Origin of the sequence: Pseudomonas paralactis, assembly GCF_001439735.1 — a bacterium.
GTDB lineage: Bacteria > Pseudomonadota > Gammaproteobacteria > Pseudomonadales > Pseudomonadaceae > Aquipseudomonas > Aquipseudomonas paralactis.
The window spans coordinates 14388-28514 of sequence record NZ_JYLN01000005.1 but is presented as its reverse complement, the minus strand read 5'-3'; the positions used below and the strand labels follow the sequence as shown (position 1 = coordinate 28514).

Genomic DNA, 14127 nt, shown 5'->3' with positions numbered 1-14127 from the left:
TCAAATCGCCTCTAGTTCGCTCAAAAAGTCACGAAGGTCATCAAAATCTTCCACGCTGCCAGCGCGGAAAGTGGCTGCGGCCTGCACATAGGCACGCAGCGATTCGGTCTGGAACAGTTCCATCAGCGGTACATCCAGGCCCAATTCGGCTTGCACCCGTGAGGTGATCTGGATCGCCAACAAGGAATGACCGCCGACTTCGAAGAAGTTGTCGTTCAAGCCCACTTGCCGCAGGTGCAGGACGTCGGCCCAGATTGCCGCGATCTGCTGCTCCAGCTCCGATTGCGGGGCCACGTAGTGCTGCTGCATCTGGCTCGCATCCGGCAGCGGCAGGCCCTTGCGGTCGAGCTTGCCATTGGGGGTCAGCGGCATCTGCACCAGGAATACGAAGTGGCTGGGCACCATGTAGTCCGGCAGGTCGGCTTTCAGGGCGCGGCGCAGGGCATCACGGAACTCGCCGTGGTCGGCCAGGCTGGCGTCGGCCGGCACCACATAAGCCACCAGTTGCTTGCCGGTCGGGCCTTCCTGGGCCACCACCACGGTTTCACCAACGCTGGCTTGCTCGCGCAAACGCGCTTCGATTTCCCCCAGTTCGATACGGAAACCGCGGATCTTCACCTGATGGTCGACACGCCCCAGGTAATCCACTACGCCATCCGGACGCCCACGGGTCAGGTCGCCGCTGCGATACACACGGCTGCCGGGCTTGCCGAACGGGTCTGGCACGAAACGCTCGGCAGTCAGTGCCGGACGCTCCAGATAACCCCGGGCCACGCCCTCGCCACCCAGGTACAACTCACCGGCCACACCGATGGGTTGCAGATTCAGCTGCGCATCCAGAACATAACCGCTGCGGTTACCCAGCAAGGTGCCGATGGGCGCGTAGACAGCGCCGCAGGGATCACCTTTACGGGCCTTCCACAACAGCGGTGTGACCACGGTTTCCGTCGGGCCGTAGCCGTTGAACAGGTATTTAGGCTTCAGCGCGCGCCACGCCAGGTCATAGCTGGCTTGAGCAACGGCATCACCGCCAAAGCAGTACACCCGCACTGCCGGTGGATTGCCGTCGCGCTCGGCATGTTCGGCCAACTGCTGCAGGTACACCGGCGGGAACACCGCCATGGTCACCTTGTGGCAGTGCATCTGCTCATAGGTGTATTCCGGCAGCCACAGGCTGTCGTCACGGATCAACACGCTGGCACCGTTGATCAGCGGGTGCATCCAGCCTTCGTGGGAACCGTCGAAGGCAAAGGACATGAAGTGCAGTTCGCAATCGGCCGGTGAGGTTTCATAGCGCTCACCAGTGGCGATGATATGCGCCACCAACGGACCGTGTGACACCGCCACGCCCTTGGGTAAACCGGTGGAACCGGAGGTGTAGATCACGTAGGCGAGGTTGTCGCCGTCCAGCGCCACATCCGGGGCCGTATCGCTGTAACCGACCCATTCTTCGGCGCGATCAATCGCCAGGGTATCCAGGCCCTCGGGGACTGGCAGTTGCTGCAGCGCCCGGCTGTGAGTCAGCAGCAGTTGCGCACGGCTGTCTTGCATCATGTACAGCAACCGATCACGCGGGTATTCGATATCCAGCGGCACATACACGCCCCCGGCTTTCATCACCGCCAGGAACGCCACCATGATCTCGGCACTGCGCGGCATGGCGATGGCCACCCGCACTTCCGGGCCAACGCCACGGGCGATCAGGGCATGGGCCAGGCAGTTGGCCTGGCGATCCAGTTCACCGTAAGTCAGGGTTTGAGCATCGAATTTCACCGCCACCGCGTCCGGGGTTTCCCGGGCGCGGTCGCCGACCAATTGGTGCACCAGGCGCTCGGCTGAAAAACCGGCGTCGGTCTGGTTCCACAGCTCAAGAATCAGCTGTTGCTCATCTTCACCCAGCAGGCTCAATTGACTGATGGGTTGTTTTGGGTCAACCACCATTGCCCGCAACAGGTTCTGCCAATGCCCGGCCATGCGCTCGATGGTCGCCACAGCGAACAGGTCGGTGGCATAACTCAGGGAGGCACGCAGGGCCGTCGGGCTTTCTTCCACATCCAGCGCCAGGTCGAACTGGGCCACACCTTCGTCCAAACCCAGGACTTCAACGTGCAGGTCGGCCAGGCGATGCAGATGGCTGTCGGCAGCGCTCACCCGGTGGTTGAACAACACTTGGAACAACGGGCTCAGGCTCAGGCTGCGCTCCGGTTGCAATGCCTGCACAAGCTGTTCGAACGGCAGGTCCTGGTGAGCCTGGGCCTCCAGGGAACGCTGGCGCACCTGGTGCAGCAATTGCTCGGTGCTCATTTGCCCATGGATATCGGCCTTGAGCACTTGGGTGTTGACGAAAAAGCCGATCAACCCCTCGGTTTCCAGACGGTTGCGGTTGGCAATCGGCACGCCCACGCGCACGTCTTCCTGGCCGCTGTAGCGATGCAACAATGCCTGGTAAGACGCCAGCAGCACCATCGGCAGCGTTACACCCGCGCTGCGCGCCAGGCTGCGCAAGCTGTTCAGCAGCGCGGGGGCCAGCTCGACGCCCAGGCGTGCGCCGCGATGGCTTGGCTGTGCCGGGCGCTGGTGGTCGAACGGCAACTCCAGCACTGGCTGCTCGCCGCCCAGCTGCTTACGCCAGTAGGCCAATTGACGCGCCTGCTCACCCGCCGCCATCCAGTCGCGTTGCCACACGGCATAGTCAGCGTACTGGATCGGCAGTACCGGCAGGCTTGGGGTTTGACCCTGGCTGAAGCTGGCATACAGCTGCACCAACGCCTCGACCATCAGTTGCATCGACCAGCCATCAGAGACGATGTGGTGCTGCACCAGCACCAGCACATGGTCGTCCTCGGCCAGACGCAACAACTTGACCCGCAGCAGTGGCCCGCGCAGCAGGTCGAACGGACGTGCAACCACCTGCGCAACCTGTGCCTTGAGGCCAGCGTAATCGCTGTCGACGCGCTCGATATCGAGGCGGCCAACCGCCCCAATCACCTGCCACGCCCCGCTGGCGTCCTGCTGAAAATGCGTGCGCAAGCTTTCATGGCGGGCCAACAGACTGTCGAAGCTGCGCTGCAGCGCAGCCTGGTCCAGCGGGCCCTGCAAACGCAAGACGCTGGGGATATGGTACGCAGCGCTGGTGGGGTCCAACTGCCAGAGGAACCACTGGCGCTCCTGGGCATAGGACAGCGGCAAAGGCTGCGTGCGATCGGCCTGGAGCAACGCCGGTGCAGTAACGCCCTCCTCGCCCAAGGCCCGTACGAAATCACTCAGCAGCGGGTGTTCGAACAAGGTCTTGAGCGCAACTTCCAGCTTCAGGGCCTGGCGCACCCGCGATACCACCCGTGTAGCCAGCAATGAATGACCACCCAGCTCGAAGAAGTGGTCGTCGAGGCCAACCTGCGGCACCTCCAGCACTTCGGCCCAGATGGCCGCCACCTGCTGCTCGCGCAGGGTTGCCGGTGCTATATGGCCTTTGAGTGAATCGCCAACCTCCGGCTTGGGCAGCGCCTTGCGGTCGAGCTTGCCGTTGGGGGTCAAGGGCAGGCTATCGAGAAACATCCAGTGCGCAGGCACCATGTAATCCGGCAGGCGCTCGCGCAGCGCGGCTTTGTACACCTGCTGTGGCTGCGGTGCGGTGCTGACCAGATAGGCGATCAGGCGGTCGTTATCGGCCAGCACCACCGCTTCGCGTACACCGTCGTGCACACGCAGGCAGGCTTCGACTTCACCCAGCTCGATCCGGAAACCACGGACCTTGACCTGATGGTCGACGCGCCCGATGTACTCCACCACGCCGTCGGCCCGATAGCGTGCCAGGTCGCCGGTGCGGTACAGGCGTTCGCCCGGCGCCCCAAACGGGTTGGGCACGAAGCGTTCGGCAGTCAGCGCCGGCTGCCTGTGGTAACCGCGCGCCAGGCCGACACCGCCGATCAGCAGCTCGCCAGACGTGCCTTGCGGGCATGGCGTGAGGCCGGGATTGAGGATAAACAACCCGGTATTGGCAATGGGCCGTCCAACGAAAGGCTGCGCTTGGTGTAGACGATGAGCCGCTGACCAGATGGTGGTTTCTGTCGGGCCATAGAGGTTCCATACGGGACCTTGCAGCTCGAGCAGGCGCTGGGCCAAGTCGGCTGGCAGCGCTTCACCACCGCACAGACAGGTTATGCCACTCAGTAAATGGGCGCGCGGGCTATGGAGCAACATGCGCCAGCTCGATGGCGTGGCCTGCAGCACACTCGCGGCCTGACGCTGGGCCAGTTCGAGAATCGCCTCAGGGTCGAGGGCCATGTCCTGGGCGCTCAGTAGCACTGTGCCGCACATGCTCAGCGGCACGTACAGCTCCAGGGCGAAGATATCGAACGAGAAGGTCGTCAGCGACAACAGCCGCGTCTGCCGGCCAATATCCAAGGTGCCTGCCATACCGCTGGTAAAACTGCACAGCGCCTGGTGGCCTACCATCACCCCTTTAGGCTTGCCGGTGGAGCCGGAGGTGTAGATGACGTAGGCCAGATTTTGCGGTGTAACGGCAACCTGCGGGTTATATGCCTGCGTGCCGACATCCTCGACCATCAGTACCTGCACGCCTTGCGGCTGCACCAGGCGCCCTTGCAAGTGCGCCTGGGTCAGCAGCACTCGGGCGCGGCTGTCTTCGAGCATGAACGCCAGGCGCTCTGCCGGGAATTGCGGGTCGAGTGGGACATAGGCGCCACCGGCCTTGAGAATCGCGAGCAAGCCGACCACCATGTCCAGGGAACGCTCCACGTGCACTGCCACCAGCACGTCCGGGCCGACACCCATGGCGATCAAACGATGGGCCAGGCGATTGGCGCGGCGGTTGAGTTCACCGTAGCTCAGGCGCTCCTCGTCGAAGTGCAGCGCGATGGCGTCGGGTTGCGCCACGGCCTGGGCCTCAAACAGCTGGTGTACGCAGTGTTCGTGTGGGTATGGGGTGTCGCTGCGGTTCCAGTCGTGCACCATTTGTTGCCATTGCGACGTGCTCAGCATCGCCAGTTCATCCAGGGTCTGGGAGGCATCGTGCACGACCGCGCGCAGCAAATTTTGCCAATGCTCGGCCAGACGCTCCACGGTTGCAGCGTCAAACAAGTCGGTGGCGTACGTCAGGGACGCCCAGAGGCCGTCGGCCGATTCCTCGGTTTCCAGGTTCAAGTCGAACTGCGTGCTGTGACCCGCCCAGTCCATTGGCTGCAACACCAGGCCAGGCAGTTGCACTGAACCCGAACGCAGGCTGCTTTGATGATTGAACATCACCTGGAATAGCGGGTTATGGCTCAGACTGCGCTCCGGCTGCAACACCTGCACAAGTTGCTCGAACGGCAGGTCCTGATGGGCCTGGGCTTCCAAAGCGCGCCGTTTGACTTGGCCCAGCAACTGCTCGAAAGGCATCTGCCCGTGCAACTGCGCCTGCAGCACTTGGGTATTGACGAAGAAGCCCATCAGCCGCTCGGTTTCGAGACGATTACGGTTGGCGATCGGCACGCCGACGCGAACCTGCGACTGGCCGCTGTAGCGGTGCAGCAAGGTCTGGAACGAGGCCAGCAGGAGCATGAACAAGGTCACGTCCTGGCGTTCGGCCAAGGCTTTGAGCTCAGCCAGCATCACGCGGTCAAGATGGATCTGCCGGCGTGCGCCGCGATAGCTCTGCACCGCTGGGCGCGGATGGTCCAGCGGCAAGTCCAGCAGCGGATGTTCGTTACCCAGACGGGCGCACCAGTAATCGAGCTGGCGTTGTTGCTCCCCTGCCGCCATCCAATCACGCTGCCAACGGGCATAGTCGGCGTACTGGATCGGCAAGGCCGGCAAGTCCGCGTCACCTTGGTACAGCGCTACCAACTCGTCGATCATGACCTGCATCGACCAGCCATCAGAGATGATGTGGTGTTGGGTGATGACCAGCACGTGGTGTTCAGGCGCGACGACCAGCAACTTGACGCGCATCAATGGGCCGTCAAGCAGGTCGAACGGGCGCTGGATTTCTTCGCTGACGGCGTGCTCGATGGCATCGGCGTCGATCGCTTGCTGCTCAACCGGCACGGTCAGACTGGGGTGGACGACTTGCAAGGTGTGCTCGCCCGCCTCCACAAACGTAGTGCGCAGCGGTTCATGACGCTGCACCAGGGCCTGGACGGCGCGTGCAAGTGCCGCACTGTCGAGTTGACCGCGCACGTGCAATGCAGTCGGTACATGGTAAGCCGCGCTGGCCGGGTCCAATTGCCACAGGAACCATTGACGCTCCTGAGCAAAGGACAACGCCAGCGGCTGCTCACGTCCAAGCGCTTGGAGCGCTGGCGCCGTATCGGCCGTCAAGCCTGCGCAAGCCGCCGCGAAGGCTGCCAGCGTCGGCTGTTCGAACAGGGCCCGCAACGGTACTTCCAGCTTGAGGTCGTGACGCACCCGTGAGATCACCTGAGTCGCCAGCAACGAGTGACCGCCGCGTTCGAAGAAGTGGTCGTCCAGGCCAACCCGCTCCACGTGCAGCACCGCTTGCCAGATCGCTGCCAACTGCACCTGCAAAGGGCTCTGAGGTGCCACGTACACGGCGCACGCCTGGCTCAGATCCGGTGCCGGCAGCGCCCGGCGGTCGAGCTTGCCATTGTTGTTCAGCGGCAAGGCATCGAGTACCACCCAATGTCCCGGCACCATGTAATTCGGTAACGCCTGACGCAAGCGTGTCGCCAGTGCCTGCGCTTCCAACTGCTGATCATCGGCGGGTACCACATACGCCACCAACTGCATGCCGATCGCGCTCGGCTGGGCAATCACTGCCGCTTCACGCACGTCGGGCAAGGCTTGCAGGCTGGCTTCGATCTCGCCCATTTCGATACGCAGGCCGCGAATCTTCACCTGATGGTCGATACGCCCCACGTATTCCAGCGCCCCCGCCGCGTTGTGCCGGGCCAGGTCGCCACTGCGATAAAGCCGCGCACCGGGCATGGCGGAAAATGGGTCAGGCAAGAAGCGCTCGGCAGTGAGCGCCGGGCGATCGAAGTAGCACTGGGCCAAGCCCGCCTCGGCGCCGATGCATAACTCGCCCACACCGTCGGTGCTTAGCAGTTCGAAACCGCTGTCGAGCACATACAGCGCACGCCCTGCAATCGCCCGCCCAATCGGTACGCCGTACGCGTCGTTGGCATCGGTCAACTGGCAGTCATGCACGCTGGACACCACCGTGGCTTCGGTCGGCCCGTAGGTATTGACCAGGCGCACATGACCAAGCCCTGCGGCATACCAGGCACGTACACCCTCCACCGCCATGGCTTCACCGCCCACATGCACCTGGCGCAGCTTGCCCAGGGAGCGGCAGTGCACTGCACATTCCTGCGCCAACAGATACCAGTAGGCCGCCGGCAAATCGGCCAGGGTTACGCCTTGCTCGACGATCTCCCGCGCCAGTTGCCCGGCGTCCCACAGCTCATCACTGCGCATGATCAACGCTGCGCCCACACACAAGGGCGGGAAGCACTGCTCGACAAAACCGTCGAAACTGAAGGTCGCAAACTGCAAGACGCGATCCTCGGCACTCAAGCGGCTGTACAGCGTGGCACTGTCGCAGAATTGACCGAGGGCGGCATGATCGATGGCCACACCTTTGGGCTGACCGGTGGAGCCCGAGGTGTAGATCACATACGCCAGATCAGCAGCGGCGGCAGGGTTGGGCACGTTGGTCGCCGGGTAGCCGGCCAGCTCGTCACCGCAGGCGGTGAAATCCACACGTGCCAGTCCTTGGGGCAATGGCAGATCCACGAGCAAACCCACTTCGCTGAGCAGCAGGTTGAGTCGGCTGTCGGCGAGCATGTAGGCCAGGCGCTCGACGGGGTATTTCGGGTCCAGCGGTACGTAGGCCGCGCCACTTTTGAGTACCGCCAACAGGCTGACAATCAACTGTGGGCCACGACGCGAAGCCAGGCCCACCCGTTGTCCGGGACCGACACCAAGCTCCAATAGGCGATGGGCCAGACGATTGGCCCGCTGGTTTAGCTCGGCGTACGTCAAGCCTTCGCCACCCGCCAGTACAGCCATGGCGTCTGGCGTGGCCTGGGCTTGGGCAGCGATGCGTTGATGCACGCGCTCGTCACCCTGGGCAGCCGCGGCCGACCGGCTGAGAGCGAGCATATTCTGCTGTGCGGTGGCGTCGAGAAGGCGCAGGTTACCAAGGGGCACATGGGCATCTGCGAGCAATTGCGCCAGCAGGTGTTGCAGGTTGGCGCTCAGGTGCGCGACTTGCGGCTCGCTGAACAGGGAACGGTCGTAGCTGAACTCCAGGCGCAGGTTGGCCCCCAGCTCAATGCCCAGGGTCAATGGGTAGTGCGTTTGTTCATGGTTGTGCAGGCGGCCGAAGGTCAGGCCAGCCGGCGCGCCTTGCTTGAGCGCCTCGGCAACCGGGAAGTTTTCGAACACCAGCAAGGTATCGAACAGCGCGCCGTGATGGCCGGCCCAAGCCTGGATATCGTAGAGCGGTACATGCTCATGGTCGCGCAGGCTGAGGTTGAGCGCTTGCAACTCGCCGAGCCAGCTTGCGACCGACTGGGCTGGCGAGGCTGCACTGATGATCGGCAAGGTATTGATGAACAGGCCCAGTTGCTGCTCGATCCCTGGCAGTGGCGCAGAACGCCCGGCCACGGTGGCGCCGAAGGCCACGCAATCCTGGCCTGTGTAGCGCTGCAACAGCAGGCTCCAGGCGCCTTGCAACACGGTATTGAGGGTCACTTTGTGCTGGCGCGCAAACTCGCCGAGACGTCGGGTAACGTCGCTATCCAGCGCCACGTGATGGTCCGCCATGCCGATCCCGTCCACCGGCTTGCGCAGTGCCTGGGACAGCAAGGTCGGCGTCGGCAATGCTGCCAGTGCGGCTTTCCAGAACGCTTCGCCAGAGCCTTGCTGTTGCAACCAGCCCAGATAATCGCGCCATTGCCCCAGTGGTGCGGGCACAGCCTGGCCTGCGTAGTGAGTAATGACTTCGCCAAGCAACTGCGCGTTGCTCCAGCCATCCATGAGAATGTGGTGGCTGGTAAAAATCAGGTGCCAGGCCGCGCCCGCGCCGCGCACCAGGGTCAGGCGAAACAGCGGCGCGGCATTCAGTGCGAAACCGCGCTCACGTTCAGCCTGGGCCAGGGCGTCGAAGTCGGCATACGGGTCTTCAATCACTTGCAGTTGCAGGTCAACCTGGTGCTGGATCAACTGGTGAGCACTGTCCATGCCCAACCAGTGGAAGCTGCTGCGCAGGGTGTCATGGCGATCCAGCGCGGCCTGCCAGGCACGCCCGAAGGCCAATAGGTCGAGCCCTTCGATGTCGAGGCGCAACTGGTTGATATAAGACTGGGCTTCGGGCGCAAGCAACGTGTGGAACAACATGCCCTGCTGCATCGGCGACAGCGGGTAAAGATCGGCAATGGCCGACCCCGCCACGGGCAATGCATCCAGTTGCTGCTGAGTAAGACGTGCCAACGGAAAATCCGACGGAGTCACCTGCCCTGCCGGTGCTGCACAGCAATGCTCGATCAACGCCTTGAGTTCAGCGGTGTATTCATCCGCCAGACGCTGGACGCTCGACACGTCAAACATCTCGCGACTGAAGCCCCACTGCAGCGCCAGTTCACCGCCATAGACCTGCCCTTCCACCGTCAACCAGTTGGCCAGCGGTGCCTCGGGATCCTGGGCCCGGCCATTGCCCTCACCTGCCGGTACAAACAATGCTGACTCATTGAACTGACGGTCGAACTGGCCCAGGTAGTTGAACGTAATGCGTGGCGCAGCGAGGTTCGCCAGGCTTTCGCGGGCCTGCGGCGAACCCAGGTAACGCAGTACACCGTAGCCCAGGCCCTTGTCGGGCACGGCGCGCAGTTGCTCCTTGACCGATTTGATCGCATCGGACAACTCGCCTTCGGCGTGCAGACGCACCGGGAACAGGCTGGTGAACCAGCCGACGGTGCGGCTCAGGTCGATGTCGTCGAACAGGTCCTCGCGACCATGCCCCTCCAGTTGGATCAACGCGGCAGGTTGTTCACTCCAGCGGCTGATCACCCGCGCCAGGGCGGTCAGCAATAGGTCATTGACCTGGGTGCGGTACGCCGCTGGCGCCTCTTGCAGGAGGCGGCGGGTCTGTTCGGCGTCGAGGCGCGTTTCCAGCTTGATGCCCAAGCGATTTTGCAGGCCTCCCTCGGGGTGGTCGCAGGGCAACTCGGCGTCGATGGATTGCGCCTGCCAGTACGGCAGTTGCGCGTCAAGGGTTTGTGCGTGGCTCTGCAACTGTTGCGCCCAGTGCTGGTAGGCAGTGGTTTTCGCCGGCAGCGGCTGTTCGCGGTAAGCCTGTTGCAGGTCTTCGAGCAGGATGCGCCAGGACACGCCATCGACGACCAAGTGGTGGATCACCAGTAGCAAGTGTTGGCTACCATCGGCCATATTCACCAACGCGGCGCGCAGCAGCGGGCCTTGTTCCAGGTCAAGACTGCGCTGGGCCTCTTCACAGAGCGCGGCCAATTCGGTGTCGGTGTTGGCTTGGGAGTGCCACAGCAGCGGCTCGGCGGGCAGCGCTGCATGGCTCTGATGCCAGCCATCTGCCTGCTGCACAAAGCGCAAGCGCAAGGCGTCGTGATGCTGGATCAACTGGTTCAAGGCCGCTTCCAGCCGCGCGGGCTGCAACGTCTCGCGCGCGGTCAGCAGCAACGACTGGTTCCAGTGCTGACGCGCGGGGATCGCCTGGGTGAAAAAGTGCTGTTGCACAGGGGTCAGAATCACCTCGCCGCTGACCGGGCCCTGGTCGATCAGGCTGACTTGGTCGAAGCTGGCCACCCGCGAAAGGCTGCGGATGCTTTGGTACTGGAACAGGTCCCGTGGGCTGAGTCGGATACCGGCTCGGCGGGCGCGACTGACCACCTGGATAGAAATGATCGAGTCGCCACCCAGCTCGAAGAAGTTATCGTCCTGGCCAACCTGTTCAACGCCGAGCACATCGCTCCAGATCGCGGCCAGGGCTGTTTGCAGGTCGCCTTGCGGGGCGATAAACGCCTGTTGCAGCGCTGCATCCGGCACTGGCAATGCCTTGCGGTCAAGTTTGCCGTTGGCGGTCACCGGCAGCTTGGCCAGGGTGACGAAGTGGGTCGGCACCATGTATTCCGGCAGGCTGCCGAGCAGCCAGGGCTTGAGGTCGGTCGGCTCCTCGCCTTCATACACCAGGTACGCGACCAATTGTTTGCCACCTTGCACCAACACCACTGCTTCGCGCACATGTGGATGTTGCAGCAGGCGCGCTTCGATTTCGCCCAGTTCGATACGCAAGCCGCGCAACTTGACCTGGTGATCGAGGCGGCCGAGGTATTCGATCACCCCATCGGCGCGCTGGCGCACACGGTCACCGGTGCGATACAGGCGTTCGCCTGTCACAAACGGGCTGGGTACAAAACGCTCGGCGGTGAGCGCCGGGCGCCGGTGGTAACTGCGCGCCAGGCCAACGCCGCCCAGGTAGAGTTCGCCGCTGACGCCAGCCGGCACCGGGTTGAGTTGCGCATCCAGCACGTAGGTGCCGAGGTTGGCGATGGGGCGGCCGATGGGCACGCTGTCGGCGCCTTCGTCGATGCAGGTCCAGTGCGTGACGTCGATGGCCGCCTCGGTCGGGCCATAGAGGTTGTACAGCGCCGCAGTCGGCAACTTGGCGAACACTTGCTGTTGCGCATCCAGGGGCAAGGCTTCGCCGCTGCAGACGATACGCGCGAGGCTTGCGCACGCCTGTACGCCCGGCTCATGGATAAACGCCTGCAACATCGACGGCACGAAGTGCAACGTGGTAATGGCGTGTCGGCCGATGGTTTCGATCAAACGCGCAGGCTCTCGGTGTTCGCCAGGCGCTGCAACCACCAGGCGTGCGCCGGTCATCAGCGGCCAAAAGAACTCCCACACCGACACATCGAAGCTGAACGGGGTTTTCTGCAAGACCGCGTCATTGGCACCCAGGCCATACGCCTGCTGCATCCAGCTCAAGCGGTTGACCAGTGCGTGGTGGCTGTTGCCGGCGCCCTTGGGCTTGCCGGTGGAGCCGGAGGTGTAGATCACATAGGCGAGATTGAGCGCATCAGTAGCGACGGTCGGCGCTTGGTGACTGTAGCCGTCGAGCCACAGCGCGGGCTGATCCAGGGCAATCACCTGGATACCGGCGGCCGGCAGCACGGCCAGCAGGCTTTGCTGGCTGAGCAATAGTTGAATGCCGCTGTCCTGGATCATGTAGGCCAGGCGTTCCTGCGGATACTCGGGGTCGAGGGGCACGTAGGCGCCACCGGCCTTGAGAATCGCCAGCAGGCCAATCACCATTTCGATAGAACGCTCGACGCAGATCCCCACTAGTACGTCGGGGCCTACGCCCTGCTCGCCCAAGGCGTGGGCCAACTGGTTGGCACGCGTATCAAGTTGGGCGTAGGTCAAGGTGGTGCTGCCAAACACCAGTGCCGGTGCATCCGGCGTGCGTTGCACCTGCTCTTGGATGAGGTGATGGATCCCGCGCTCCGTCGGATATGGCTCGGCGGTCTGGTTCCAGGTGTGGACCAGCCGTTGCTGTTCATGCGCATCGAGCATCGGCAACTCGCCGATACGCAGGTCACCTTCCGTCACCATCGCCTGTAACAGGCTGATCCAGTGGCGGGCCATGCGCTCGATGGTAGGCGCGTCAAACAGGTCATTGGCGTAGGTCAGCGCAGCCTGCAGGGTGCCGGATTTTTCATAGGTGTCCAGGGTCAGGTCGAACTGCGTGGTGCGACCTTGCCATTGCACCAGGGCCAGCTCCAGGCCGGACGCCGTGCTGACCGAAGCGATGTCGGCAACGACCGGCTGGTGGTTGTACATCACCTGGAACAGCGGCGTATGACTCAGGTTGCGCTCGATTTTCAGCGCCTCTACCAACCGCTCGAAGGGCAATTCCTGATGGGCCTGGGCACCCAGGGCGTGTTCCTTTATGCCTTGCAACAGCTCGGTGACGCGGGTTTGCCCGCTCAGTTCGGTGCGCAACACCTGGGTGTTGACGAAGAAACCGATCAGCCCTTCGACTTCAGTGCGGTTGCGGTTGGCAATCGGCACACCGACGCGAATATCACCCTGGCCGGTGTAGCGATGCAGCAAAACATTGAACGCGCCCAACAGCAGCATGAACAGCGTGACGTTGTGTTGTTGCGCGCAACTGCGCAGTTGCGCGGCCAATGCCGGCTCAATCGCGAAGTTATGCCGTGTACCTCGGTAGCTGGGCATGGCCGGGCGCGCGTGGTCGGTGGGCAGCTCCAGCACCGGATGTTCATCGCCCAGGCGCGTCTGCCAGTATTCCAACTGGCGCGCCTGCTCCCCCGCTTCCAGCCAGCGGCGTTGCCACAGGGCATAGTCGCTGTACTGGATCGGCAGCGCCGGCAATTGCGGTTCTTCGTTGCGTTCATGGGCGTCATAGCAACGGATGAACTCGTCGATCAGCACATTCATCGACCAACCATCGGAGACGATGTGGTGCAGGGTCAGCAGCAGCACGTGCTCTTGATCGGCGAGTTTGAGCAGTTGCACACGCAGCAGCGGGCCGTGCTCCAGGTCGAACGGCAACAGGGATTGGCGGGTAGCGGCATCATTGACGGCCTGCTCGCGTTCGGCGGCCGGCAAGGCGCTGACGTCCAGCTGCTCGACCTTTACCGCCGGTTCTACCGCCACCTGCGTCAAGCGCTCGTCAGCCTGACGCTGGAACACCGTGCGCAGGGTTTCGTGGCGCGCCACCAGGCTGGCGAACGCCTGCTCCATCGCAGAGAGGCACAGCGCGCCGGTCAAGCGCACCGCACCAGGCAAATTGTAGGCGCCGCTGGTCGGGTCCAATTGCCAGAGAAACCACATGCGCTGCTGCGCGTAGGAAAGCGCCTGGCGATCCTCAACCTGCACCCCTGCCGGTATCGGAAACCTGGAAAAATCCACGCCCTCTTTCTGCAGGGCTTGCAGGAACAGTTGGCGTTTTTCCAGGGGCAGCCCGATAAACCGGCGAGCAAGTTTCAAGGAGTCTTCAGCATTCATTTCTTCGAATCCGGGGCAATAGGCGGGAAGCACAAAGGCACGTCGTCCCTATAAAACGAACCGGGAAGGGAAAAATTAGCGGGGGATAGGCGG

Annotated in this window: 1 protein-coding gene; it reads right to left on the bottom strand. The window is 63.1% G+C overall.

Annotation, left to right across the window (positions count from 1 at the left end; genetic code table 11):
* On the bottom strand, window positions 1-14034 hold the full coding sequence (locus TX23_RS14420; RefSeq protein ID WP_057702729.1) for a non-ribosomal peptide synthase/polyketide synthase: 14034 nt from the start codon (window positions 14032-14034) through the stop codon (window positions 1-3).
* Window positions 14035-14127 lie beyond the last annotated feature (93 nt).